The following is a 26,492-nucleotide window of genomic DNA, read 5'->3' as shown; positions in this document are numbered from 1 at the left end:
TTATCGCAGGCCTTTTCTTGTGGATAGTGGTTTAAGCCGATTCTATATATTAATGCGATAAATTATGGCTCGAATGTACAGATAAGCTGCTGATTGCAAAACTCATAATGGGACAGGAGTTACTTTGGAAGCGCTGCCTTAAGCAGTGATTAATTATTGGTTAAAATGTGAAGGGAAGCGAAACCGGCAACTGTTACAACCCCAACCTTGAGACCTTGTTATATTTGCATTTCTACAATACACCAGCTTGTACTGCATTAAGCAATTGATATCCACAATACAATGACAAGCTAAAGCCCATAGCAAGAATTAGAACAGCAAAATTTTTCCAAAATTTAAATTTTGGTTCACCACTTTTAACTCTAATCCACTCATATTTGAGCAATGGTTTTGTCTTATTTCTAAGTTTGTCACAAGCCTTTACAGCTCCGAGAAAGTCACTTTTCATGTAAAGTTCTCGCGTTTCACTTAAAGCTGTCAGAAATTCATTATTTATCAATGTATGTTTTTTATTCTTTTCTTTCGGATTAATTCGAAACAAAATGTCATTATATGATTTGTTTAGCTTAGAATATGTTTCATCAACAGACTGAGCCATATCGAGTTTTGACTTTTTCTTAGAACTTTCTTGCTCTGAGTGATGTTTATACAAAATTGATAAATAAGATAATGACGATATGTACTCAGAAATTGCATTTCTAAGTTGATTTATCCAATCCTGTCTGAATTCTGAGACTTTTTGCTCTTTACTTGAAATGAGGTTTATAAAAGCAAAAAAGCCAGCGATCATTGCAGTGAAAAGTGCACCGATAACTAATGCAGCATTTTTTAAAAGTATTTCTTCCAACTAGATATCCTTGCAAACTCTACCTTGTAACGTGTTCATTAAACCACCGTATCCCCTGTCATGCCAGAGGCAGCTTGGGGGAAATGTGTTTTAGTAATCAGCTAGTTCTGACTAGAGCATGAATTGAAAGATAGCCGGTTGCAGCTTGACTAATTCATCTTGTGCTGTTGCTATTTTTCTTCTTCGTCTTTCTTTTCCGTTTATCTATCTAAGCTTTGCTTGCTTTTCCATTAGATTCTAGAGCCCTTACATAGCGGTATTGCTTGTTTGAGCCGCTTTTCGTTATGAGTGTGTCATGGCAAGTCTGTTCAAGTGTGCCAAAGTATATGTACTCAATACCAGCAACTCATGACGCCCTGAGATAGACAATCATGGTTAATGGTGAAAGAAAATACTGCCCATACGGGTCGTATCACAACATCCCGCCGTCAGCACAGCTGCACCACAATCTACCTAAAAGGATGATCCGATGATCCAGTTGGCAGAAAAACTATTATCTTTGCTCAAGCACTTCGACGGGCTCGCCCCGCTGGCAATCCGTATTTACCTTGCACCGATTCTGATGCAAGCCGGTTATAACAAATTGTCTCATTTTAGTGATACTGTTGAATGGTTTGCTAACCCAGATTGGGGGTTAGGGCTACCCATGCCGGCAGTGTTAGCAGCCTTAGCCGCGGGCACTGAGTTGTTTGGGGCCATTTTCCTGCTGCTGGGGTTAGCCACTCGGCTGGTGGCGATTCCGATGATATTTACCATGGTGGTGGCCGCTGTAACAGTGCACTGGCAAAACGGTTGGCTGGCCATTGCCGATCCATCCTCTTGGCTGGCCAATGAACAGGTATTGGCCTCTGCAGATAAATTGAGCCGAGCCAAAGAGATCCTGCAAGAGTATGGCAATTATGATTGGCTGACGTCATCGGGCAGCTTTGTGGTGTTAAACAATGGTATTGAGTTCGCGGCTACCTATGCACTGATGTTGTTGGTGCTGCTGATGTACGGCGGTGGGCGTTATACCAGTCTGGATTATTATTTGGCGCGCCGCTTTATGCCAAAGCATCACTCTAGCTAAATGGGACAGTATCGACATCAGATGTAAATTTGGCTGAGGGCCAAGAAGGTTAATTAGGTAGTGAAGCCCACCTGACAAGGTGGGCTTTTTTGTGTTGACAGCATGCGTCGTCATTGCACTTTTAATGGGTAATGTTAAGTTAAAACAACAGTTAACCTAAAGCGTTAGCATTGCCTTCAGGTACTTTGTGACCATATGCGTCGAGGGGTGGCAAATAGTGCAAACAAATACCGCGAGATAACGCAGTAAAAAGGATGTAAGTAGTATGCAAGCATTGGATTTATTACTTAAACGGCAATCTTGTCCTCGCCTAGAGGCTCCCGCACCGACGGCTGACCAGTTAGCGCAAATTCTAGCGGCGGGCATGCGAGTACCGGATCATGGTGGTTTAACCCCTTGGCAATTTATTGTTGCTCAAGATGCGGGGTTAACTCGATTAGGGGATATTTTTGCTGCCGCTGCGAGTGCCGCTGGAGGTGATGAGGCCAATATTACCCGTGCGGCACAATTGCCTCTCAGAGCGCCCATGGTGATTACTGTTGCGGCTAAGGTTCAGCCCCATACGAAAGTGCCAGCACTTGAGCAGCAGATTGCCGCGGGTTGCGCTGTGATGGCGATGCAACAGGCCGCATTTGCGTTGGGGCTCGGTAGCATCTGGCGTACAGGGACTTATGCTTTTGATCGCTCAGTTCATGAAGCACTGGAACTTGGTGGGGAGGATCAGATTGTGGGCTTTTTATATGTGGGAACCCCGGTGGTAAAAGCACCAGAAAAAGCAGCTAAGTCTTCTGATGCTGTTACCCGTTACCTTTAATCTGGTGGTTGTTTTTTTGATTAGTGTCCTTGTCAGCAGGTGTTGGCGGGATACTAATCTTGCCCACCGATACCTGTACCAACTTTCAGCTGTTCAAACCAATCAAGGAACATGCCGACCTGCTCACCTCTGAAAATGCGTCCATGTTGCGGGCAAAGATACTCAATATCTAACTCCCTCACTCGGGCGATCCAGTCAGCTTTGGCGGTGTTGCTGGGCATCCAGCGTTGGTGAAAATAGCGCATTTTCTGGCAGTGGCTGTCAAAGTCACTGACAAAAATATCATCCGCATCATCTTCAAGCGCTGCGCCAATATCGCCGGACATTAACACTTTTGCTGTGGGATCATAGACATGATAATTCCCTGAAGAGTGCAGGTAATGCGCGGGAATAAATTTAATTTCGGTTTGTTCCAGCGTCAGGCTCATACCTTGATCTGGGATGGCTTCGTAACTGATATTGTTCATGCCGAAATGGCGGATAAAGCCCTCCCATAGCCAAGCAGAATAAAGCTTAGCTTGGGGCAGGGTCTGATCCCATAAGCCCAGTGAAGAGATAATATCCGGGTCTTGGTGAGAGGCAAACAGATGCGTTAATTGCTCTAGCGGGATCTGTTTGACAATATTGGCCAGCATAGGGGCAAACAGCTCGATACCACCTGGATCCATCAGCAGGGCTTTATTCGCAGTTACCAGCATATATTGGTTGGTATCGATAATTTTGTCTGGTTTATCAGGGTCACGACCGAAATAAAGCCATTTGTGGCTGGGGGTTTCAATCAGTGTTTGGCAATGCATCAGGCTGCGTCCTTGTCTGTGGCGGTAAATAATGTGATGGCAGCATCAACTCGCTGGCGGATGGCTTCAGCCACCTCATCCACCTTGTCTGCTACTCCGATAAAGGTATTTTGGTTACTGGCATCGACCCTGCAGGCTTCAATACGACATACCGAGGCCAGGGCATTGGCGGTGCGCAGCGTTTTTTTCAGGTCATCAAGCTTGGACTGGATTTGGCCAATCATGCCTTTAAAGGCTTGTTGCTGTTGCTGATAATTATCTTCTGTTTGGCTAATGGTCTGGCTTAGGCTGGTCATGTCCGCCCCGGCAGCTTTACTGCGTGCCAGTTCAAAGCGCTCTAATGCCATTTGAGTTCTGGCCGTTGTAGTCGCGAACATACTGGCTTGCCTGGCCAATTTATTGATATCACGAGCCGCTTTTTGCGTATCACTGGCTAGCTCATCAATAAAATGGGTAAGTACTTTAAACCCCATAGCGGCATTACCAATGCGGCTGGACGCCGCCTGGGCATTACTGGCGGTCAAATTAATTTCCCGACAGCTTGATAGGGTGTTATTCAGCTCGGCAGCAACCTGCGCGACGATGACATAATAAGGCCGTTTAAAATGTTTTTGCTCCATCTGCCATCCATCCACAAAGTGGCTTATCTGTTTGACTGTGCTGCAAGTATAGTTGGCCATTTATTTTCCATTTAAAAATCAAACGATAATTGCATGTTTTCTGACTATTACTGTTTTAGCCCATCACGATTTGTGCCATTGCTGCCGTGAAAACCTTGTCCATATTGTTGCTAGCTCAGAGCGACATTGTTGTGGGCGGGATACCTCTCTTGATTGGCTCTGTTGTAGGCTTCTCTATGACGTCGCTTAGGTAGCGCTTCTTGGTTATCACTTTGGGATAAATTTTCGGTGTCAGCCTGTAATAGAACCTAGCTTATGCGGGTCTGTGTGTCATGAGGGCAAGGTTTAATACGAATAGGCTTTTTCTTCTGATAACAGTTAAGGGCAACAGTTAAGGCTAGCAGTTAAGGGAGTATTGAATATGTCAGTATGTTGGCATGGGGTAAAAGCACATCTAGTGACGACTAAGATTAACCACAAGGAGAGAGAACCGATTAAATGGTTCGTTAACGGGCTGCTGCTAACGGCAATACTGGCCACGACCTCCGCGTTTGCTAAGTCAGGAGGTAAAACGGCCGAGCAAGGATTAACCCGAGAGTTGATGGATTGCGCCGCTTATTACCAGATTGCCTCTGAAGCTGTTGCAGCTGCGAATGTGCCGCAAATGCAAAATGTGGCGCAGAAATTGGCTGGCCAATCACAGCAGGCGCAGACTTTAGCCGCCAAATATAGTCAAGATGCCGATTTAGCTGAAGAGCTGAAACAGGCTCAAGCTCGTCAAGTGATGACGATGAAAGATGCTCGAGATTTAAGAGGCTTAATGGCCAGATATCAAACCAGCTGTAAACAGGTGTTGGCTGATCCGCAGCAGCGACTGCAGTACTGGATTATGGCCACAATGTAAGGAAGAACGCATTTAGGATTTGGTTTTCGGCTGATGGATTGATACTCAGTTCTGTTTGGCTTAACGCCGCAATGTGGGCAGTTAGTGATAATAATGGTTTAGATAGACGCGCTAATACCGATAACAATTAAGTCATTGCGAGTCATGACGTAAGTGCAGTACCGAAGCGGGATTGTGTCCCGCGATTACACACTGTGGTTTCACCTCTTGATACTAGGAGAACAGCATGATTTCACTGGGATTAATTGGCGCGGCAATATTGACGGTATTAACTTTGTGGCTGCAATTGGGACGAACTCAGTTGCGACCTCGCTTAGACGAAGCGCAAACTCTTGGGTTTTCAGGCATGATTGTTGGTTATTTGTGTTTTCAGCTGTTGGCCTTACTCTTTTTGCTGGTGGGAGGCTTTCATCTGATTAATCATGAGCAGTCTTTTACTCTGTTTTTATTTATTGCCTTATGTTACCTACTTAATGCAGTTTGGGCACTGTTTTGGCAATTTAGTCAAAGCTGGCATATGCCTCATATGGATGGTGGTAAGCGCTATATCTGGCTTATCCAATTTGCCAGTGCAGGTATGGTGATTTCTGCAGTTGTACTCTAATAATGCTCAATCACGAAAGCATCTGCATGAGATATTTGCGATAAAAGTACAACAGACAAGCTTAATCGCTCTTTTTGTTGGTGGTGCAGTTAAAGCCCGTATAAGAAATATTTATGCAGATGCCTTAGATACCTCCATAAATGTAGGTGTTTGAGGTAATTAAGCACAAAATTTCGATTTCATAGTGTTATACCGTAATACTCTATTTCCTTCATATTACTTTGCCTTCTGGCAGCGTTTAAGACGTCTTTATACCGAGTTATTGGCCTCGAATTCATATAAAGAGAGGAAATTTAAAAATGTTTATAATCCCTCAAAACGAAAGTTTTATAAATTGTTGAGTAGGCATTTAAAGGTTTCATCTATGACTTATTAATCTATTCCAATTGATAACATTTGTTGAGGTATAGTTTATTATTCATATTGATATTTAAAAATATCTTGATTACTTTTTGATATTTAAGTAGTGATTACATGATGTAGCAATGTTTTTAATGGTTTGTTTTATTGTTAAATATAAATATTTGCATTCACAAAGTTATCAGTAGGATATCGGGTTAAGATATATTAAAGTAAAGCAAGTTTGACTGTGAATGTTATACATAAAAATAAGATGATTCGAGTTAGTCAATTAGAAAAAAATTATTTTATGGGAGATATCCGGGTGCAGGCAGTGACGGATATCAGTTTTCATATTTTTCCCCATGAATTTGTTGCCATTATGGGACCATCGGGTTCAGGTAAATCCAGTTTAATGAATATTATTGGTTGTCTGGATAAACCGACTGTCGGTAATTATTGGCTTAATGGTCAAAATGTCGCTGAACTGGATGATGATGCTTTATCTGCCGTTCGCAGCCGCGATATTGGTTTTGTGTTTCAGAATTTTCATCTTATGCCTAGATTATCGGCACTAGAAAATGTGCTCTTACCTCTAAGGTTTGCTCATCCCCCTGCGGGCAACCGGGATGAGGCCATCGCGTTGCTTCACCGAGTGGGACTGGGGGATCGGCTGGATCATAGGCCCAACCAATTATCCGGAGGCCAACGTCAGCGGGTGGCCATAGCCAGGGCGCTGGTGAACAAACCGGTTATTTTATTGGCAGATGAACCAACGGGTGCACTGGACAGTAAAACATCACAGGACATTATGGCGCTGCTGGCCGAACTGCACCGAGCTGGGCAGACCATAGTGCTGGTCACCCATGAAGAGGACGTTGCTGCTTGTGCGGGACGAATTATCCGTATGCGGGATGGTTGTATTGTGTCTGACATTGTATCTGTCGGCGGAGAGACACATCATGTTGCCTGACGTTTTTTTGCGGCGCTGCTTTTGGCTCATATTATTTTGCTGTGGCGGGCAAGCGGGGAACTGTCATTTTGCCTATAGTGCGCCGTTATTGTTGACAGGACAGATTAGCTCCGCCAACTCTCAATCATTTACTGTGCCCAAAGCTGGGGATGTCTGGCGTTACCAAATCCAGTGGATGATGCCGGAAGGGCAGATTGCCAGTGTGGGGCAAACCGTAGTGATATTTGATAAAAGCCAAATAAATAGTCAGATAGAACAACTTGAAGCCGAAGTGCAACGGGTAAAAGCTCAGCGACAAAGTTTGAAAAATGAGTTGGATGTCCAGGTGTTGCAGGCTGGATTCAATGTTAAGCAGGCCGAAATTGAGCAGCAAAAAGCACAACTGGATGCTGATATTCCTGCGAAATATATTGCCACTAAAAAATACGCTGATAATCAATTCAATCTCTATCGTGCCCAGACTGCCAGTGACAAAGCCCGTCAGGCATTGGCTGAAAATATTGCTCGTCGTCATGCTGCATTGGCGCAACTGGCGCTGGATCGGCAGGAGGCTGAATTAAAATTACACCGGGCTTTTGCTGAGTTGGATAGTCTGACTTTGCGCGCAGGAGTGGCCGGCCCGGTATTGTATGGCGTAAATGATAATACTGGCCGGAAAATTGCCGTGGGAGACACAGTGCAGATTGGCCGCCCAGTGGCCCATATTCCGGCCATGGATAGTTTACAGATAAAAGCTTGGGTTAATGAGGTAGATGTGGACAAGTTGGCTACAGGCAATAACGCTTTGATACGACTGGATGCTGATTTGGCTCGCCAAGTATCAGCCAGTGTAAGCCAAATAGGTCAGCAAGCCCGGCGAAAAAATGGCTGGGGGCAGGGCTATTGGTTTGAGATCACTCTGACGCTGCAAAGTCAGGATTTAACCCTGCAGCCGGGAATGAGTGTACAGATCCAGCTGGAGGAGCAACATGGATAATTTTCGGCAATGGTATGTGTCGCTGACTCTCCCCCTGTTACTGGCGTTATGCATCTGTGGCTGCTCTGGGCCTGCCACTGTCAGTGCTGTTAATGGCCGGTTACATCAGGATATTCAGGTCAGTGGTGAGCTAGCATCGGCCCATAATCAATCATTGACTCCACCGGCTTTGCGTCGGGTATGGCAATATCAGATAACTCAACTGGCTCCTGAAGGAGAGCAGGTTGAGGCAGGTCAGGTGGTTGCCAGATTGGATACTGCAGAAATAACGCGTCGGCTACAGGCCAAAACGGCGCAATTGGCCGCCATTAAGCAGGAGATGAAAACCTCAGCTCTACGTAATGATAGGCAGTTGGCACAGCTTAAGCTGGATTTGGCTCAGGCAAAAATGGAATATAACAAAGCAGAGCTGAAATTTCGATTGACTGATAACACAGTTGCCCGCATTGAACAGCTTAAATATGAAAAGGATCTGCAATTGGCTCAGGCTAAAGTGCAGTTAATGGAGCAAAAGCAGCAACTGGAGCAAGAAAGTAACCGTCAGAAAATGAAAATGCTTGCCCAGGATCAACACAAGACCAGCAGTGAAGAGGCGGAGCTGCAGGCCACTCTGGCCGCGATGACACTTAAGGCTCCGTCAGCCGGTACGCTGGTTTATGGGCTGGATTATGATGGCAATAAAATTCAGCAGGGCCAGTCTGTGTATGTAGGCGATACTGTGGTCAGCATAGCAGATCTCAGTCAAATGCAGGTCAATATGGCAATAGCGGAAATGGATGCCCGTCGGGTAAAGCTGGGGCAACAGGTACAGATCCGGCTGGATGCCAATCCACAGCGGCGTTTTAGCGGTAAAATTATTCACCTTGGTCAGGTGTTCAGGGCTAAAAATCCAGCCTTGCCCCAGGTGGTGTTTGATGCCGTTGCCAGTATTGAACATCCGGACCCGGCTTTGATGCGGCCGGGGATGACAGCCAAGTTGACTATTGAGTTGCCAGCAGTGGACACCATGCTGCTGTTGCCCAAGTCTGTAGTGCACTATGACGCTGAGCAGGCTTATGTCAATGTGCCGGGCAGGTTTGTTTCCCACAAACAAAATATCACAGTGGGAAACAGTGACAGTCAGTATATCCAAGTGTTAAGTGGGTTGCTGCCGGGGCAGTCTGTGGTGGGGCAATAATGGTGTTATTGAGCCGATTCTTGATATTCACCAGCCTGTTGCTGTTGGCTGGCTGTGATTATGGCGATGAGCAGGTACTGACCCTTAGGGTGCAGCCACAGGATTTTCAGGTACAGATCTCCGCCGATGGGATATTAGAGGCTAGTGTGGCAACACAGGTTACCATACCGGGAGGTTTGCGCGGCCCCCAATCTTTGGTATGGCTGGTAGATAATTTTACTTGGGTAAAAGCCGGGGATACCGTTGCCCGGCTTGATCCAGATCGGGAGCAGTATAATCTGCAGCTGGAGCAGTTTGCCTTTGATCGTCTAACGCTGGATAAGCAGATACAGCAGAGGAAAGATAATAGTACCGGTGATGCCCTTGAGCTTGATTTTGGGGTCACGACGGCTGAACTGGCTCTGGCAAAGCGCTTTTTTGTTGAAGATGAACGGGTTTATACGAAACTCGATATCATTGATCAGCGCCGTAACCAGGATTATCTGATCGCCAAACAGGATTATTTGCACTGGGGGGAGACTCAGCATCAGCAGCAGGCTTTGGCGGAGCAATCTTTACTGGCACTGAAGCAGCGCAGTTATCAGGATAATATCGTCCGTTATCGGGAAAATCTGACACAGGTTGAGATTAAGGCGCCCCATGATGGGCTATTTGTATACCATAGGGATTGGGACGGCCAGGAGCCTGCGGTGGGAGATATGGTGTGGGCCGGTATGGCGCTGGGTATATTGCCCGATACCACAAAGATGCAGGCTAGACTTTATGTGCTGGAATCTGAGGCCGCCGGACTTAAATCTGGACTCAAGACTCGCGTTAGATTGGATGCCTACCCGGATAAAATCTTTACCGGCACTGTCACTCAGGTCTCGGCGCTGGCCAGTCCCAGAGATAAGCAAAGCCCGGTGAATTACTTTGAGTGTGTGGTCAGCCTAGATAATACCGTCCCGGGTCTGATGAAACCCGGTCGGCAGATTAATGCCGTGATTGATGTCTTGGCGCGGAACAATGTGCTCACAGTGCCAAATCAGGCACTTTTCCATAATGAACAGCAGGATTACTGGCTTTATTTGCGCACAGATACTGGTTTTGTTCGCCATTCGGTGACGTTAGGAGCCCGGAGTCTGGATCTTAGTGTTATCCACCGTGGGCTTAAGCCAGGGGAGGAGATAGCTCTGACTTTGCCTCCAGGAAGAAAGCAATGAATTTAATATTATGGCGGGAGTATGGGGCCGAGATTCATCAGGCGCTGACCCAGATGTATCAGCATAAACTGCGCACAGCCTTGACACTGCTGGGTATGATCTTTGGTGTCGGAGCCGTGATAGCCATGCTCAGTGTCGGGGAGGGCGCTGAGCAGGAAGCGCTAAAAATGATTGAGTCCATGGGGGTGCGGAATCTGGTGCTTAACAGTAAACCTATGGATAATGAGGCGCAAAAAACGGTGCGGGAACACAGTATTGGTCTGCATTTACATGATATCACCGCCATTAAAGACAGCTTGCCTTTTATCCATAACTGGAGCGGAGAAAAACAGCTTAAAGTTTACAGTCTGTTCAGTGCCCATGGCCGCAGTGATGCCGGGGTTCAGGGGGTCAGCCCCAGTTATTTTACCTTAAGTGCTTTTCATCTGGCCAAGGGGCGTACATTTACCCTAGAGGATGATAGCCATTTTGCTCAAGTGGCGGTATTGGGGCCGGAGGCGGCGCGTAGTTTATTTCCTCAGGGACCGGCTCTGGGTGGGCTGATTAAGATCAACCATCAGTGGTTTACCGTGGTGGGCGTGTTGGCAGACCGGCCCCAGCTGAAGTCCAGTATTGAGGGAGTGAAACTGGGCGGTGAGCGTAATCAGGTGTTTATTCCACTGCATACAGCACTGAAAAAAATGGCCTTTAATGGGCTTGAAAACCAACTGGATCGGATCAAACTGGCACTGAACGAGGGGGTTTCACCTTCACTGGCGGCCCTTGCTGTTAAAGCTGTGGTATTGCGCCGTCATGGTGGCGAAACGGATTTTTCTCTGGTAGTGCCGGCCGATTTACTGGCACAGCATCAACAGACTCAGAACATTTTCAATATTGTCATGGCCTGTGTCGCTGGTATTTCCTTACTAGTGGGGGGCATAGGCATTATGAATATTATGTTAGCGACTGTGCTGGAGCGTACCGGTGAAATTGGCTTATTACGGGCACTAGGTGCGAGGCAGCGGGATATTGCTCGGCAGTTCTTGATAGAAAGTATGGTCATTTCAGTTACCGGTGGGGTCGTTGGGATAGGCTTTGGTCTGTTGCTAGCTTGGGTTATTGCCATTGTGGCCGGTTGGCCAGTCGCTTGGTCAGGATTTGCTATCCTCCTGTCTTTGGCTATGTGTATGGCCGTGGGTATAGGCTTTGGTTTTTATCCAGCCAGAAAAGCCGCTAGGTTGGATCCCATTTCGGCATTACAGCGGGATTAACGTAAGTAAAATATTAATCAATGATTCCCATAGTAATAATGCCTGTTAGAATAACGCCATATTAAATGGGGTCGTTATGGCCCGCATACGTGCTTTCACGGAGTAGAATGTGGAGTTTTTATATCAATATGGGCTGTTTCTGGCTCAGGCCGTAACTGTCGTGGTGGCTGTGCTGGCTATTGTGATTGTGGTGCTGGGTGCCACGATAAAACACAAAAGCGATAAGGGCGAGCTGAAGATCACGGATTTATCCGCTGAACTTAAAGAGTTAAAACATCACCTGAAGCGGGAACTGTTAAGCAAGAAGCAGTTTAAGGCCTATGAAAAAGCCCGTAAAGCGGAAGAAAAAGCCGCTGAAAAGCAGGATGATAACGCTGAAACGGATAAGCGTGTTTTTGTGGTAGATTTCAAAGGCAGTATTGATGCCCATGAAGTGGCTAGCCTACGGGAAGAAATTAGCGCCATTTTAACCATTGCCGATCCAGCTAAGGATGAGGTGTTGGTGAATGTGGAAAGCGGTGGTGGTATGGTTCATGGTTATGGTTTGGCGGCCAGTCAGTTAGACAGATTGCGTCAGGCTAAGCTGCCTTTAACCATCTGTGTTGATAAAGTCGCTGCCAGCGGCGGCTATATGATGGCTTGTGTGGCCAATAAGATTTATGCCGCACCATTTGCCATTGTCGGCTCTATCGGTGTGATTGCTCAATTACCTAATTTCAATCGCTTGCTAAAAAAGCATGAGATTGATTATGAGCAGCATACAGCCGGTAACTTTAAGCGCACCTTGACTATGTTCGGTGAAAATACTGAAGCAGGGCGGGAGAAATTCCGTGAGGAGTTGGAAGAAACTCATCAGTTATTTAAGGGCTTTGTCGGGCAATATCGTCCTGATTTGGATTTGGACCGGGTTGCCAATGGTGAACATTGGTATGGTCAGCAGGCCATTGAACTGGGGCTGGTGGACGAAATTGCGACCAGTGACGATATTATTATGAAGCTGAGTCAAGATTATCAGGTCATTAAAGTCGCTTATCGGCAGAAGAAAAAGTTGGCTGATAAGTTGGGTCATGGTGCCAGTGTGGTGTTTGGCTCTGTGATGAATAAACTGGCAGAGAAAAACCAGCCACTGGGTTGATACTGCATATTGAGTAAAGCTTAACGTTCAAAGCCCGTTATGATGACGGGCTTTTTGTTGCCTGCCATTTTAATTTCGTTTTAATTTATTTTTCCTCTTTGTGCGTTTTTGTCTAGCTGTGAATGCGCAAAGACGGCGTTATCTTTTTTTGCCAAGATTGCCTGTCACTTATTTTACTTTTTCAATATGAGCCAAGCTCAATCCCGGCAAAATCTGATCCAGTGCACGGAGAGGGTGCGGCACATTGTCGCACTTTGCGCCATCCCCTTTGCTGCCTGGATACTTGCTCGGCACAATGCTGCGCAACAAGGATATGGCGCGAGTGAAAGCCACTGCTATATCAGCAACATACATGGAAGAGAAGAAAAGGTATGAGCAAAGTATTTTGGTACTGGGCCTTGTTGGCTGGGGGATTGAGCACGGGTGTTGTTTGGGCGGAAGATGAGCAATCGCCACTTTCTTGCGCCGATAAATCACAGTGTGATGAGCGCATTGTTGTGACCGGTGAGCTGATGAAAAAGCCTCTGAGCGTGATGACCGATCCGAAAAAGCCGCGGCTACCATTGCCCGCTTATGACGGCGCCGGTTTTTTACGGACAATTCCTGGTTTTAGTATCAGTCGTAAAGGTGGGGCTGGTGGTGACCCTTCGCTGCGGGGATTGGGGGGCTCGCGGATTAATATTGTTGATGATGGGCAGCATGTGTATGGCACTTGTGGCGGCCGGATGGATCCGCCCACAGCCTATATTTACCCGGAATCTTATGACAGCATTGAAGTGATTAAAGGCCCTCAAACCGTACGCCATGGCCCGGTAGGCTCCGCCGGTACTGTGCTGTTTACCAAAGATAGACATACCTTTTCTGCGCCAGATGCGACAGGGCGCGCCAGCGTTACCGCTGGTAGTTTTGAGCGGCTAGATTACATTGTTGAACTCAGAGCCGGTGATACGAGCCATTATATCGATTTAGATGCTAATCAATCGGCGAGTGATCATTATCACGATGGCAATGGTAATCCAGTACAGTCCAGTTATGACCGACGTAATATGGATTTTGCTATGGGCTGGACTCCGACAGAAAATACGGTACTAGAACTGAGTTACGGTAAGTCAGATGGTGAGGCCGAGTATGCGGATCGCGCCAATAAAGCGCGGGTGATTAAGAATGAAAATATCACCCTGATGGGTGAACATCGCTTTGATAATGATTATCTGCAACTGGTGACATTTCAGGCTTACCATAATGAAAATGATCATGTGATGGATCAGTTTGATCAGGGCATTAATGCTGGTACTAATGTTCGGCGCGATACCCAAGGGGGACATGTTCAGGCTGAGTTGGTATTGGGGGCGTTGTCCTTGGTGACAGGGACTGATTTACAGTATTCCAACCATAAGGGGCGCAGCATTAATCCTCAATTGGATAATGGTTTAGATGAGCTGCTGGCCAAGCCATTTAAGGATAATATGACTTATCACCAGTATGGGCTGTTTGCTGAATTCTCCCATCAGCTTGATAGTCTGACGTGGGTATCCGGGCTGCGTTATGACAGATGGCAGATTGAGCTTTATGTCGGGCAAGGCGGCACGCGGCAGGATAATTTCTACAGTGGTTTTACCCGTATCGAACAGCAGCTGGGACATCATCAATATTATGCCGGGGTTGGCTATGCTGAGCGGATACCGGATTACTGGGAGATAATGAAATCTGCAGAGAGTGATAAAAACCTCAAAGCATTTAATCTCAAGCCGGAAAAAACCAGTCAGCTGGATATGGGCTGGATCTATGAAACTGACAGTCTCACCCTTTCCAGCGCGCTCTATTATGGTCAAATTTGGGATTACACCTTAATAGATAATAGAAATTACAGTAAATCGCGCAATATTGACGCTACGGTATGGGGTGGTGAGCTGGGGATAAATTGGCAACTGCAGGAGAGTCTGGCAAGTCAGATCTCACTGGTGTATGCCTATGGTGATAATGACACAGACAATGAAGCACTGGGGCAGATATCACCCTTGGAAGGGCGTTGGAGTCTGGACTACCGTGTGGCGAATTGGCATCTTGGCATATTGTGGCGAGTCGTTGCGGCGCAAGACAGGATTGCACTAGGACAGGGTAACATCTCTGGGCAAGATTTGGGCCCAAGTGCCGGCTTTGGCACCCTAGCATTGAACGCCAGCTGGCAGCATTCAGAACATATTCGTTTGACGCTAGGGGTTGAGAATCTGTTTAACCGTGAGTATGCCGAACATATTAGTCGCACCGGCGCTGGCAATGATATTCCTGGTAGCGTGCCGACCTTTAAGGTTAATGAACCGAGCCGCAATGGCTGGATCAAATTGGAATATTTGTTTTGATATAGTTTTACGAAAATGTGCTTCTTAATAGATTGGTATGGACCTGCCAAGAAAATGAATTATTCAAGGCAGGTTTTTGTTATGAACAGATGTAAGTTAGTGGACTTAGGAGGAGTAAATCCATTTATTATATCTTTTCGACAAAAAGTTTATTGATAAAGTCGGTGAAAGAATCTGCAATTGGAATGAAATTTGCGCGTTCTAGTTCAAAAATACATTCTGGCGGTAAATTATCTACTTCATCGATGATGACCCCTGGTATTAAACGATGACTTAATTGAATTGCCGTGATTTTGTTAAGGTCAATAGAATACTTTTCCAGTATGGTCTTTATTTTTTGGTCATAATAGCAGTATCCGTGTTTTTCGAGCATATATTTTCTAACGCGAACAGAATAGTAATATTCATCATAATAAAAATAAACTTTACCAAAATCCTTTTCTGCAACAGACATTGCATATAATCCACCAGAAGATTCCATCTCATAGGCAAATGACATCATTTCATTAGGTAATACATCAAAATTCTCTTTTTAGTTTTCATTTGATGCGAATAATTCAGGCCAATGAGAATTGATATTTTTATCATGCCGATATTTGTCGAGCCAAATCCCAAACAAACCCGCGACAGGAGATGTTGTTGTAAAAGGTAAGTTTACATCAATAACATAGTCGCATTCATCTTCATCTTCATCTTCGTCATTATCAGCAAAGTGAAATAGGCAGCCATTGGTATGTTGCAAAAACTTTTTATAGTCATCTGGTATTTTATGATAGCCAAAGCGTGTTGATAATGCTGATTCAATGTCAGCTATTTCACTAGTGCTTAGAGCGGGGAACTGTTTACTAATTATTATTTCTTTCATTGTTTAAATTTCGTGTTAATAAATTTGTGTATAAAAGTAGAATGTATTTTTATGGGTTTTCATATCTATAATATCTACTTTTATTCTAATTAATACTAATTGTGTTAGATTTATTCTAGCAACAGAATGTTACCATATACTATTTTAATGACATATAAAAAATATCTCTGCATATCAAATGTCCTGTTTATTTATTATGGTATCTATTTTTTAAACTATTCATAGCGGCAAAGCTGTTGCATTTATAGGGTAATTATTAAGGGATATTTTATTAATGAAGTAATAGTGTGATTTGTATCGCGCATCATTATTAAAAGTAATACACAAAATATTATAATACTATGTGCTTTAGAGTAATTCTTAATAAAAATCACCCCTATTATAATGGAATTACCTAAAATGCAGACGTTAGATAACAATCATCGGATGACAATAGGGCGATTCAATCCGTATCATGTACTCAGTGAAACGGATTTATCTCTGCTATAAACATCATTCTATCTGCTCAAGTGCAGAACTTATCCATGGCTCCATCCATTGTGTGATTTTGGGCTGTGCCGTTGCATTAGGGTGAATACCATCTCGTTGCATCAGACTGCTGTCGATGGCTATTTCAGTCATAAAGAATGGAATAAGTGGAATCGCAAACTGCTCACTTAAATCATGGTAAACCCCATTAAACTGACGGCTATATCTGCGGCCATAGTTGGGTGGCACCATCATTTCTGTCAGTAATACCAAGGCTCCGTTTGCCTGTCCTAGCTCAATGATTTTTGTAAGATTTGATTTCAATGCTGCAGGAGAAAATCCCCGTAGCCCATCATTCCCCCCCAACTCCACCAGCAGGATATCTGGCGTAGCGGAATCCAGTAGTGCCGGTAGCCGGCGCAGGCCACCGGCACTGGTTTCACCACTGACTGACCCATTGATAATTTGATGTTGAGGTAATTGCTGTTGCAGTTTAGCAACCCAACCTTGTTGTTCAGGGATACCATAGGCGGCACTGAGGCTGTCGCCGAGGATCAGAATGGATGCACTCCAAGCTGGATTGTGTACCATAAGCACTAGAGCAAGGAGTTGAATTGAGGATAAAAGCCGGCGTTTTGCCCGGGCTGTTATCCCACAGCCATAAAAGGAAGTGATACCCGTGAACAGTGCCATTATTGTCAGCCGCCTCAGTAAATCCGTTACTACGCAGGAAGGAACCCTGACTATCCTGGGAGGCATTGATTTAGATGTCAAGCAGGGAGAAAGTGTTGCTATTTTAGGTCCTTCCGGCTCCGGAAAATCCACGCTACTTGGCCTGCTAGCGGCATTAGATACTCCCAGTGATGGTGAGATTTGGCTCGGCGGTACGGCACTCTCGGGGTTGAATGAGGAGCAGAAAGCGTCACTGCGTAAACAAAAGCTCAGTTTTATTTTTCAATCTTTTATGCTGGTGGACACCCTCACTGCTCTGGAGAATGTGATGTTGCCGGCAGAGCTTGCGGGGATGGCTGATGCCCGCAAGCAAGCAGAAGCTATGCTTAGCCGCGTTGGGTTAGCACACCGACTCGGCCACTTACCAAAGCAGTTATCTGGTGGTGAGCAGCAACGGGTCGCGATTGCCCGGGCATTTATCAGTCAACCGCAAGTACTGTTTGCAGATGAGCCAACCGGGAATTTAGATGCAGCCAATGGACAGCGGGTTGCAGATATGCTGTTTGAATTGAACCGCGAACATGCCACCACGCTAGTACTGGTGACCCATGATTTGCAGTTAGCTAAGCGCTGTCAGCGCCAATTGTTGATGGAAAATGGCATGCTCACCGCATTGTCTCAAGAACAGCCGGTACCGTCAAAAGTGGCAGACTTAACCTGCGAGCAACAGCATCACTCTACGTCTGACATTGAGCCAGAGCCAGAGCCAAATCCAAATCAAGAACATAGCGTAGTGCAGGGGGGCAACCCTGGCGAGCAAGCCGCGCAGAAGGAGGCCGGAGCATGAGTTGGACGCTGGCACTGAGGCTGTTTCGTCGGGAACTGAAACAAGGCCAATTATTGCTGATTATTTTAGCTATCGCGCTGGCAGTACTTTCAGTTAGCGGCTTGGCTGGGATCAGTGAGCGGTTGCAGCAGGCCATTAATGGTCAGGCGGCGAAATTTATCGCCGCCGATAGGATTATCACCTCTCCTCAGCCTTTGGCACCTGCGTTATTACAACAGGCCGAGTCCTTAGGGCTGCAGCAGGTTACCGGGCTGGAATTTAACTCGATGATTTACGCCGGAGAGTCATTTCAGCTGGTGACGGTCAGAGCCGTAGGGCCTGAGTATCCCCTTAAAGGTCAGATTGAACTCAACTCCGGCCCGGTTGCTACTTTACCGGCTGCGGGAGAGTTATGGTATGAACACCGTCTGGCAGGGCTGTTGGGCGCAGCCGGAGGTAAACCGGCTAGGGTAGAGCTAGGTAACGCCAAGATGATTTTAGGGCAGGAAATCCGCCGCCTGCCCGATGCTGGATTTAATCCGTTCGCATCTTCTCCCGTGGTATTGATGCGACTGGCTGATGTGGCGGCGACCGGCATTATCAGTCCCGGAAGTCGGGTTACTTATCGTTATCAGTTCGCGGGCAGTGCCGATGCGCTGGCGGACTTTACCAAATTTGCTAAACCCAAATTGACGCAGTCACAGCGCTGGGTAGATGTGCAGTCTGGTGATTCTCCGATTGCTGGTGCGGTGCAGCGCGCCGAGCGTTTTTTGCTGTTGGCGAGTTTACTTGGCATTGCACTGGCTTGCGCCGCTATTGGGATTGCGGCGCAACGTTATTGTCAGCGGCATTATGATGTGGTGGCGATGCTGAAAACCTTTGGTGCATCCTCTGGGCAAGTGACACGTATTTTTGCCTTGCATCTGCTACTGGTGAGTGTGTCTGGGATCGTGTCGGGGTTAATCGGCGGCCGATTGTTGGCGATGGGAATATCGACCTTGCTACCGGCCGAGATCGCGGCATATCCGACACCATTGTGGCGACCGGTATGGCTTGGGATCAGCACCGGCGTACTGAGTGCCGTGATGTTTTCTGCTTATCCTCTGCTGCGATTACTGCATATCCCGCCGTTACGGGTATTACAACGGCAATTGGAAGGACGAGCCCATTGGGCGGGGTTGCACTTGTTGCTGAGTATGACAGCTATCGGGGCGTTGGGTTGGCTATATTCTGGCTCTTTGCCTTTGACGCTGACAGTGCTGGCCGCGGCATTATTATTGGGTATGTTATTGGCGGGGCTGGGGTGGCTGATGATCCGTTTAGGGCACGGGATCGGTATGAAGACCACCAATCCTTTGCAGCTTGCATTGGCGGGTTTGCGGCGGCGGGCTCGGCATAATGCTGTGCAGTTAGTGGGATTTTCCGCGGCATTGGTATTACTGCTGACCATTTTGGCATTGCGACAAGATTTGCTGCAGGAATGGCAACAGCAGTTACCGGACAATGCGCCGAATTATTTTCTGTTTAATATCGCGCCACAAGATGAGCAGCCATTGGCAGATTTTCTTGCTTTGGCCGAGGTGCAAGCGACGGATATTTATCCTGTGGTGCGCGCTCGACTGATCCGTATTAATGATGATACGACTGTATCGGGTCAGCAGGCCGCTAGCGGACAGGAAGGGCGACGGGGGATTAGCCGGGAGCTGAATCTAACTTGGCGTGATAGCTTGCCCCCCAATAATGATTTACTTGAAGGGCGTTTTAATCAGGCTAAAGGTGAAGTATCGATTGAAACCAAGGTGATGGAGCGGCTGGATCTGAAGTTAGGGGATCACCTGACCTATATGATTGATAACCGGGAACTGACAGTGCGAATTACCAGTATTCGGACTGTACACTGGGAAACTTTGCAGCCGAACTTTTTTATGATTTTGACCCGGGAAGATCTGGCTGATTTTGACCATACCGCCATGATGAGTTTCCATTTGCCGGACAATCAGCGCCAGTTGGTGGTGGATTTGATTAAAACTTTTCCTACCGTGGCGGTAATAGATGTTGGCGCTATGGTCAGTCAGTTGCGACAGATTATTGATCAGGTGTCTCTGTCATTGACCTTGGTATTGATCTTGGTTGTGTTGGCCAGTGCTCTGGTAATGGTGGCGCAGACTGAAGCCGGTATGGCTATGCGTCAGCGCGAGTTAGCGGTATTAAGAACCTTTGGCGGCTCTGGCAGATTATTGCGTTTGGCCACCGCATTGGAGTTTGCGTTGTTGGGACTAATTGCCGGTGTGTTGGCGGCAATAGTGGCTGAATTTTCTCTCTATTTATTGAAAACTCAGGTATTTGAGCTGAGGGTGTTTTTCCATTGGCACTGGTGGTTATTGGCACCAGTTTGTGGCGCGGTGATTGTTGCACTATTGGGCCTGTGGCGTTGCCGACAACTGCTTTCCCGCTCCTGTGTAGCATTGCTAAAAGGCGTATAAATTGCGGATAGGTATTTTATTTGGGCAAGGATGTGTAGCGGTTATTTCCCTTAGGGCGAGTTGCGATGTCAGTTGCTGCTGACATCGCGATTAACTTATCTTGCTATAAACTTCCCTTGCGATAAACGCCAATCACGGCTCATTAAAGATTTGAGTGTGTAGGATGTGTCTTTGATAAACCCATACCGAGAGATATCAACACAAATCAGCCAGTGCTGCATCTAACGTGGGAAACTGGAACTGAAATCCCGCCGCTAAGGCTCGTGCTGGAACAACATATTGGCCGTGGGTCAGTAGGAGTGCGCTTTCTCCAAGCATCAGTTGCAGCATGAGTGTGGGGGTGGGCAATATTGCTGGTCGATGCAGCGCATGGCCTAATGCTTGGCTAAATTCTCGGTTACTGACTGGAGTTGGGGCTGTGGCATTGTAAACTCCATTGGCTGAATCTGTGTGTAGTAAAAACAGCAGCAGGGCAACCATATCTTGTTGGTGGATCCAACTCATCCCTTGCTTACCATTGCCGATAGGGCCACCTAGACCGAGTTTAAATGGCAATAGCATTTTGGCTAGTGCACCACCACTAGGCCCCAGCACAATGCCGGTACGGACAATACAGACCCGGGTATTGGTGGTTGCTAATGCCAGCGATTCCCAACGTTGGCACAGGTTGTGGCAAAAGTCTGGCTTAACTGCGCCTTGTTCATCCAAAGGTTTATCATCATGACAACCGTAGTAACCAATAGCGGATGCGCTGATAAAGACCTTTGGCGGTTGGCTGCTGCGCTGGATAAGGTTGCTTAGCTGCTCAGTGATATCCCAGCGGCTATGGCATAACTGCTGTTTTTGTTGCTCACTCCAGCGGTGGCCAATAATCGGCTCTCCCGCCAGATTAATGACCGCATCATATTGATTAAGCTCAGTTAGCTCCGCCAATGAGCCAAGATAACTTGGATTCTTATCGGTTGAGGAATAACGGTTTGGATTACGGGTCAGGATTGTGATCCTGTGTGCTGGTAATAATGCCGAGACTAATTGTCGGCCAATAAACCCTGTGCCACCGGTGATAAGAATATGCATCTTGTCTCCCATCCTGTTTACGACAGCTATTGCTAATAAGATTATGCTTTTTATCCGTTTATTACATTATGGTACGGCATCTGTAGCAATTATTTTTTAGCTGGAAGTCGTCACTTTATTTAGGTATTTCCATTGTAGCGAGGAATGGCAGCATCAGGCGTCAGGCAAGCCTACAACGGTGGGCATGGCGATGCTCGGCATTAATGAGTCATGTGTCGGGCTAAAGCGGTTGGCTGGTCTGTGGTATGCTTGGCGCCGTTATCCGCATCGCCGGATTTATTCTTTTCCCGGTAGCTTAGCTGCCCTGAATATCTGAGTATTATGCAAGTATTGACTGAACAATTAGCTGTTATGTCACTGCCCCAAGGGTGTGGCCGTATTTTTCATGGCCGGGGGGGGCGTTTCCCTGGCGCAGAGCATCTTTGCCTTGATTGGTTTGAGCCTGTCCTCTTGTTGACCAGTTTTAAACAGCTGTCTGATGCTGAACTTGCCCCCTTGTTGCAGGCCGTGACACATTTCTGGCAGATGCAGCGGCCAACGGAAACACTGAACTTAGTGTATCAATATCGCGCCGGTGGCCAGACCCATACCCAGTTGGTGTGTGGCAGTGTACCCGAGCCCCACATTGTGACGGAACATGGAAACCGTTTTATGATCCATTTGTTGCGTGGGCAAAATCATGGGCTGTTTTTAGATATGAGTGCTGGTCGCGCTTGGGTACAGGCGATGGCGCAAGGTAAACGGGTACTGAATCTGTTCTCCTACACCTGTGGTTTTTCGGTTGCCGCCATGATGGGGGGAGCAGAAAAGGTGGTAAATATTGATATGGCCAAAGGTGCCTTATCTATTGGTAAACAGAATCATCAGCTAAATGGCATTAAAAATGGCGTTAGTTTTTTGGGGCACGATATCTTTAAATCTTGGGGTAAGCTACGTAAAGCGGCGCCTTTTGATCTCATTGTGGCAGATCCGCCAAGTAACCAGAAGGGGAGCTTTGTCGCGACCAAAGATTATGCCCGTTTACTGCGTAAACTGCCTGAATTGCTGAGTGAGCAGGGAGAGTTACTACTTTGTCTGAATGCCCCTGAGTTGGACTGTGCTTTCTTACAGCAACAGGTTGTGGCACAAGCACCACAGTTGCAATTTATTGAGCGGGTGGCAAACCCTGCTGTTTTTGCTGATATCGATGAAGAAAAATCCTTAAAGGTACTACGTTACCGCATAAGTCACTGATGGCGCCTCATGCTGCTGACCTAATCAGGGCAGCAGCATTCATAGTCGCCATGATGAATATTGTTGTTTGGTTTATGTCGTTTAAGTTGTTATACCAAGTTGTTATACCAAGTTGTTATACCAAGTTGGCTACTGGTGGCAGCTATCTTTGTTATCCAATTTTTTTCTTGTCGCGATACCAATTACCTTGTGCAAGCATATTGCAGTAATGCCATCTGTTGTATAGAAAGACTTTCGGGGGTTATTTCATATTTCACGGGTTTTTGTCGATATTGCTTGTTGATACAAAACATAACTGAAAGTTTTCTGTAACTTTTGACCGATAATGGTAAACTCGCAAACAGTGCAGCGAGGATATGCTGCCGGATATTACCGTCTTAAATGCCCGAAACAGGGCATCACTTTGTACCCAATCCGGAGTTATTATGGAAGTTGAAGATTACGAAAACGCATACTATCAAGTGCAGGATGATGTGATTGAGTCCTTGCCGGTAGAGATGGACGAAGAAGCATTTTTAGACTGATAGCGGACATCGCTTTTGTGCGATCTAGTGCTTTTTGTGGAGCCAATCGGTAATTGATAGTTCTATTTGTTCAAAGCCTGTTTTCAATATTTTTGTTGAATACTGCTGTTGCCGATGTGTTTGAAGCAAATGTATGAAAATACTCAGTTTGAATAAAACAGCAGCTTATAGCTGCTGTTTTTATGGGTAATTGGTGCAAGCAAAAATAATGTTATCAGTGCGGTTAGCGCATTTTTTCCGGCACAATTTCTGTGATAATCCATTTATTTTTGCGTTTTTCAAGTCGCAGAGTGCGATCATCTTTCCATTTTTGTCCATCCCGCAAGCCGGTTAATCTTACTTCAACTTTGGTTGAATCGCTGAATTTTCGGAAAAAGTCTAAATCTACTTCTGTGATCTTTATTTTGACATTAGTCAGCGGCAAATTAAGCATATGGCGCTGCACTGATGAGGCAATACGATAGTGTTGCAATAGATCCCAGATAGGTTTATCAACAAAAGGCTTGGCATCTCTAACATCCCGAGTGACATAAATGGCAGAGAAGAAACCTCTAGCGGTCATTTCTGGTGTGCTAGGTGGGCCACTGATATCTTCTGAACAGCCACTGAGCAGTAATGTGGCGAACAGAGTGAGGGTAGTCATTATAATACGCATAACTTTCCGAATGTTAACTGGGTTTGTTATTTGAGTATTGTGGCTAATTTGACAGTTCGCAAGTTGATGTCAGTGTGTGGGTTAACAGGGTAACGATCCCGTTTTGATCCAACGGGCTTGACAAAATTTGATATCAGGGTAATGCTGAATAGCTCACCCCTTGGTGTTTATCCACAAAATCTGTGGACAAGTTTGTTGACGAATATACAGTAACTTCATATCTATATGAAATTAAATGTTTTTTTTTGCTGTTTAATTTTTCCGCATTTTTGTGTTTTAACTTTTATCTATTGAAAATTATTCAGCTGACTTAGTCAGGATCGTTACTTTTAGCCCATTTTTTGGCTGCAAAATAACCACGCAATGGGATTGGATACAAAAAAACCGGTCATAGACCGGTTTTTTTACTGTCGGCAACGATTAGTTTTGTGTTGCCTGGATCGCAGTCAGAGCGATGGTATAAACGATATCGTCAACCAGTGCGCCACGAGACAGATCGTTTACTGGCTTACGCATACCTTGCAGCATTGGGCCAATAGAGATCAGGTCAGCACTACGCTGTACTGCTTTATAGGTGGTGTTACCAGTGTTCAGATCTGGGAACACGAATACAGTAGCTTGACCTGCAACTGGGCTGTCAGGAGCCTTAGAACGAGCAACGTTTGGCATTACCGCAGCGTCGTACTGCAGTGGACCATCAATAGCCAGATCAGGGCGTTTTTCCTGAGCCAGACGGGTTGCTTCGCGGACTTTATCCACATCGCTACCTTTGCCTGAGTTACCAGTAGAGTAGCTGATCATCGCTACGCGTGGTTCAATACCGAACGCTTTAGCTGAGTCAGCAGACTGGATAGCGATTTCAGCCAGCTGCTCAGCAGTTGGATCTGGGTTAATCGCACAGTCACCGTATACATAAACCTGATCTGGCATCAGCATAAAGAAGATGGAAGATACTAGGCTTGAACCAGGAGCAGTTTTGATCAGCTGCAGTGGTGGACGGATAGTATTGGCTGTGGTGTTAACCGCACCGGATACGATACCGTCAACTTCGTTGGCCGCAACCATCATGGTACCCAGTACCATGTTGTCCTGCAGTTGCTCACGGGCAACCACTTCGGTCATCCCCTTGGCTTTACGCATTTCAACCAGTGCAGGAACATACTTTTCACGCACTTGGTCTGGGTCAACGATTTCGATGCCGTCAGCCAAAGTCACGTTTTGTTGTGCTGCAACACGACGGATTTCATCTGGGTTACCCAGCAGAACACAGTGAGCGATACCACGGTCTGCACAAATGCTGGCCGCTTTAATGGTACGAGGCTCGTCGCCTTCTGGCAGGACGATGGTCTTCTTGGCAGCACGTGCAAGCTCAGTTAGCTTGTAACGGAATGCTGGCGGAGACAGACGGTGCTCACGAGGTGAGTTCTGGGTAACGCTCTCAACCCAGTTCTGATCGATATGGCTGGCAACATATTCCTGAACTAATTCGATGCGAACCGCATCGTCAACCGGTACTTCGTGGTCGAAGCGCTGGATGTTCAGGGAGGTTTGCCAAGTGTTGGTGTCGATCAGGAATACTGGCAGACCAGTTTCGAATGCTTGCTCACACAGTGCCATCACTTCTGGCTCTGGTTCATAAGAACCGGTCAGCAGCAGGGCACCGATCTTCACGCCATTCATGGCAGCCAGACAGGCCGCTACGATGACATCAGAGCGGTCACCAGAGGTTACCAGCAGTGAGTCAGCTTTGAAGTGGGTGATCATGTTTGGAATGCTACGGGCACAGAAAGTCACACCGCGCAGACGACGGGTGTTCATATCACCGGCATTGACAATACGAGCACGCAGGTGCTTGGCCAGATCAGAAGCACGTGGTGAAATCATTTCCAGGTTGTATGGCACGCTACCCAGAATACGCAGAGGGCTCTTACCTGGCAGCTGGAACATAGCTGTGGAGTCCAGACGTGCTGGCGCTTCACGGTCAAACATGTCAGTCAGATCTGGGCGAGTACGGCCTTCATCATCAACCGGTGCACCGATCTTATTGATGATGGCACCGATCAGACGCTTGTTCTCAGCTCCGCCCCAAGAGTTGTAGGCGATTTCCAAACGGTTCATCAGCGCAGTTGGGCTGTCATTGCCTGGCGTAGCAACGAAAATCACATCTGCGTCCAGCGCTTTGGCGATGGCATAGTTTACGTCATCGGCAAAAGGATGGCTGCGGGTTTGAACCAGTGCTTCTACAATCAGAGTTTCAGTGTTATCAGCACATTCTGAAGCACGAGCAATGATTTGCTCCATCAGGACATCCTGCTGCTCAGCACGGATCAGTGCTTCTGCATGTTCCATTTCAAATGGCTCAAGCGGATTAACAGTAGGAGACTTGCTCAGAATAGTGGTAGAGCGTTCTGGGCCGGTGTCGTGGGAGCGCAGTTGGCTGATAGGCTTGAAAAACTGCACTTTCACGCCGTGGCGTTCCAGTGTACGGACCATACCCAGGCTGACAGAAGTCAGGCCTACGCCGGTACCGATTGGGACTAACATAATCTTGCGGGTCATAAAAACCTCAGGTTTCAATGGAGACAGCAGCCCGAAGGCTGCTGTGAAGTCTGAAAAGACAGT

23 protein-coding genes are annotated in these 26,492 nt (G+C 46.6%); 14 read left to right on the top strand and 9 right to left on the bottom strand.

Annotated elements, in window-relative coordinates:
* Nucleotides 1–232: 232 nt before the first annotated feature.
* Complete coding sequence (locus NFHSH190041_RS11385; RefSeq protein ID WP_261921959.1) at nucleotides 233–847, bottom strand: hypothetical protein; 615 nt, start codon at nucleotides 845–847, stop codon at nucleotides 233–235.
* A gap of 469 nt (nucleotides 848–1,316) precedes the next feature.
* Between NFHSH190041_RS11385 and NFHSH190041_RS11380 the strand changes: the two genes are divergently transcribed.
* Together NFHSH190041_RS11380 and NFHSH190041_RS11375 are read left to right on the top strand one after the other, a co-directional pair.
* Nucleotides 1,317–1,916 (top strand): DoxX family protein, encoded by a 600-nt coding sequence (locus tag NFHSH190041_RS11380; protein ID WP_261921958.1) that lies wholly within the window; start codon nucleotides 1,317–1,319, stop codon nucleotides 1,914–1,916.
* A 265-nt stretch (nucleotides 1,917–2,181) separates the two neighbouring features.
* Nucleotides 2,182–2,730: an NAD(P)H nitroreductase gene (locus NFHSH190041_RS11375; RefSeq protein ID WP_261921957.1), complete on the top strand. Its 549-nt coding sequence runs from the start codon at nucleotides 2,182–2,184 to the stop codon at nucleotides 2,728–2,730.
* A gap of 53 nt (nucleotides 2,731–2,783) precedes the next feature.
* On the opposite strand, the gene NFHSH190041_RS11370 is transcribed toward NFHSH190041_RS11375, so the two are convergent.
* Together NFHSH190041_RS11370 and NFHSH190041_RS11365 are read right to left on the bottom strand one after the other, a co-directional pair.
* A complete protein-coding gene (locus NFHSH190041_RS11370) occupies nucleotides 2,784–3,527 on the bottom strand; it encodes an FprA family A-type flavoprotein (RefSeq protein ID WP_261921956.1) in 744 nt (247 codons plus the stop codon).
* Nucleotides 3,527–4,207: a chemotaxis protein gene (locus tag NFHSH190041_RS11365; RefSeq protein WP_261921955.1), complete on the bottom strand. Its 681-nt coding sequence runs from the start codon at nucleotides 4,205–4,207 to the stop codon at nucleotides 3,527–3,529. The genes NFHSH190041_RS11370 and NFHSH190041_RS11365 overlap by 1 nt, the downstream gene beginning before the upstream one ends.
* Before the next feature lie 361 nt (nucleotides 4,208–4,568).
* Between NFHSH190041_RS11365 and NFHSH190041_RS11360 the strand changes: the two genes are divergently transcribed.
* The 9 genes from NFHSH190041_RS11360 to NFHSH190041_RS11320 all read left to right on the top strand — a co-directional run bounded on the left by NFHSH190041_RS11360 (nucleotide 4,569) and on the right by NFHSH190041_RS11320 (nucleotide 15,067).
* Nucleotides 4,569–5,051, top strand: coding sequence for a hypothetical protein (locus NFHSH190041_RS11360; protein WP_261921954.1), 483 nt, complete (start codon nucleotides 4,569–4,571; stop codon nucleotides 5,049–5,051).
* A 226-nt stretch (nucleotides 5,052–5,277) separates the two neighbouring features.
* Nucleotides 5,278–5,655: a hypothetical protein gene (locus tag NFHSH190041_RS11355; protein ID WP_261921953.1), complete on the top strand. Its 378-nt coding sequence runs from the start codon at nucleotides 5,278–5,280 to the stop codon at nucleotides 5,653–5,655.
* Between the two features lie 613 nt (nucleotides 5,656–6,268).
* Nucleotides 6,269–6,967: an ABC transporter ATP-binding protein gene (locus NFHSH190041_RS11350; protein WP_261921952.1), complete on the top strand. Its 699-nt coding sequence runs from the start codon at nucleotides 6,269–6,271 to the stop codon at nucleotides 6,965–6,967.
* Nucleotides 6,957–7,943 carry an HlyD family secretion protein gene (locus NFHSH190041_RS11345; RefSeq protein ID WP_261921951.1) on the top strand — a complete coding sequence of 329 codons (987 nt, stop codon included), beginning with the start codon at nucleotides 6,957–6,959 and terminating at the stop codon, nucleotides 7,941–7,943. The genes NFHSH190041_RS11350 and NFHSH190041_RS11345 overlap by 11 nt, the downstream gene beginning before the upstream one ends.
* Nucleotides 7,936–9,120 carry an efflux RND transporter periplasmic adaptor subunit gene (locus NFHSH190041_RS11340; protein WP_261921950.1) on the top strand — a complete coding sequence of 395 codons (1,185 nt, stop codon included), beginning with the start codon at nucleotides 7,936–7,938 and terminating at the stop codon, nucleotides 9,118–9,120. Before NFHSH190041_RS11345 ends, NFHSH190041_RS11340 begins: the two co-directional genes overlap by 8 nt.
* The gene (locus NFHSH190041_RS11335; RefSeq protein ID WP_261921949.1) at nucleotides 9,120–10,322 is read left to right on the top strand and encodes an efflux RND transporter periplasmic adaptor subunit; all 1,203 of its coding nucleotides are present in this window, start codon (nucleotides 9,120–9,122) and stop codon (nucleotides 10,320–10,322) included. Before NFHSH190041_RS11340 ends, NFHSH190041_RS11335 begins: the two co-directional genes overlap by 1 nt.
* On the top strand, nucleotides 10,319–11,572 hold the full coding sequence (locus NFHSH190041_RS11330; RefSeq protein WP_410010828.1) for an ABC transporter permease: 1,254 nt from the start codon (nucleotides 10,319–10,321) through the stop codon (nucleotides 11,570–11,572). The genes NFHSH190041_RS11335 and NFHSH190041_RS11330 overlap by 4 nt, the downstream gene beginning before the upstream one ends.
* 109 nt (nucleotides 11,573–11,681) lie before the next feature.
* Entirely contained in the window at nucleotides 11,682–12,707 is a 1,026-nt protein-coding gene (sohB, locus tag NFHSH190041_RS11325) for a protease SohB (RefSeq protein ID WP_261921948.1), read from the top strand.
* Between the two features lie 371 nt (nucleotides 12,708–13,078).
* The gene (locus NFHSH190041_RS11320) at nucleotides 13,079–15,067 is read left to right on the top strand and encodes a TonB-dependent copper receptor (RefSeq protein WP_261921947.1); all 1,989 of its coding nucleotides are present in this window, start codon (nucleotides 13,079–13,081) and stop codon (nucleotides 15,065–15,067) included.
* 127 nt (nucleotides 15,068–15,194) lie between these two features.
* On the opposite strand, the gene NFHSH190041_RS11315 is transcribed toward NFHSH190041_RS11320, so the two are convergent.
* The 3 genes from NFHSH190041_RS11315 to NFHSH190041_RS11305 all read right to left on the bottom strand — a co-directional run bounded on the left by NFHSH190041_RS11315 (nucleotide 15,195) and on the right by NFHSH190041_RS11305 (nucleotide 16,991).
* On the bottom strand, nucleotides 15,195–15,548 hold the full coding sequence (locus tag NFHSH190041_RS11315; protein WP_261921946.1) for a hypothetical protein: 354 nt from the start codon (nucleotides 15,546–15,548) through the stop codon (nucleotides 15,195–15,197).
* A 51-nt stretch (nucleotides 15,549–15,599) separates the two neighbouring features.
* Entirely contained in the window at nucleotides 15,600–15,932 is a 333-nt protein-coding gene (locus NFHSH190041_RS11310; protein WP_261921945.1) for an SMI1/KNR4 family protein, read from the bottom strand.
* A gap of 492 nt (nucleotides 15,933–16,424) precedes the next feature.
* The gene (locus tag NFHSH190041_RS11305) at nucleotides 16,425–16,991 is read right to left on the bottom strand and encodes an arylesterase (protein ID WP_261925103.1); all 567 of its coding nucleotides are present in this window, start codon (nucleotides 16,989–16,991) and stop codon (nucleotides 16,425–16,427) included.
* A 79-nt stretch (nucleotides 16,992–17,070) separates the two neighbouring features.
* Here NFHSH190041_RS11305 and NFHSH190041_RS11300 point away from each other — a divergent pair, with 79 nt between their 5' ends.
* Both NFHSH190041_RS11300 and NFHSH190041_RS11295 read left to right on the top strand, forming a co-directional pair.
* Nucleotides 17,071–17,919, top strand: a complete 849-nt coding sequence (locus NFHSH190041_RS11300) for an ABC transporter ATP-binding protein (protein ID WP_410010827.1) — start codon at nucleotides 17,071–17,073, stop codon at nucleotides 17,917–17,919.
* The gene (locus NFHSH190041_RS11295; protein WP_261921944.1) at nucleotides 17,916–20,381 is read left to right on the top strand and encodes an ABC transporter permease; all 2,466 of its coding nucleotides are present in this window, start codon (nucleotides 17,916–17,918) and stop codon (nucleotides 20,379–20,381) included. Before NFHSH190041_RS11300 ends, NFHSH190041_RS11295 begins: the two co-directional genes overlap by 4 nt.
* A 195-nt stretch (nucleotides 20,382–20,576) precedes the next feature.
* Here the strand turns inward: NFHSH190041_RS11295 and NFHSH190041_RS11290 are convergent, their stop codons facing one another.
* The gene (locus NFHSH190041_RS11290) at nucleotides 20,577–21,458 is read right to left on the bottom strand and encodes a TIGR01777 family oxidoreductase (protein WP_261921943.1); all 882 of its coding nucleotides are present in this window, start codon (nucleotides 21,456–21,458) and stop codon (nucleotides 20,577–20,579) included.
* 321 nt (nucleotides 21,459–21,779) lie between these two features.
* On the opposite strand from NFHSH190041_RS11290, the gene NFHSH190041_RS11285 reads away from it, so the two are divergent.
* Entirely contained in the window at nucleotides 21,780–22,691 is a 912-nt protein-coding gene (locus tag NFHSH190041_RS11285) for a class I SAM-dependent methyltransferase (protein ID WP_261921942.1), read from the top strand.
* A gap of 747 nt (nucleotides 22,692–23,438) precedes the next feature.
* Here NFHSH190041_RS11285 and NFHSH190041_RS11280 read toward each other — a convergent pair.
* Nucleotides 23,439–23,858 carry a hypothetical protein gene (locus NFHSH190041_RS11280; protein ID WP_261921941.1) on the bottom strand — a complete coding sequence of 140 codons (420 nt, stop codon included), beginning with the start codon at nucleotides 23,856–23,858 and terminating at the stop codon, nucleotides 23,439–23,441.
* 432 nt (nucleotides 23,859–24,290) lie between these two features.
* A complete protein-coding gene (pta, locus tag NFHSH190041_RS11275; protein WP_261921940.1) occupies nucleotides 24,291–26,429 on the bottom strand; it encodes a phosphate acetyltransferase in 2,139 nt (712 codons plus the stop codon).
* Between the last annotated feature and the right edge of the window lie 63 nt (nucleotides 26,430–26,492).

This window comes from Shewanella sp. NFH-SH190041, assembly GCF_024363255.1.
Taxonomy (GTDB): domain Bacteria; phylum Pseudomonadota; class Gammaproteobacteria; order Enterobacterales; family Shewanellaceae; genus Shewanella.
The sequence above is the reverse complement of the archived record's forward strand: the minus strand, read 5'-3'. Positions and strand labels throughout refer to the sequence as shown.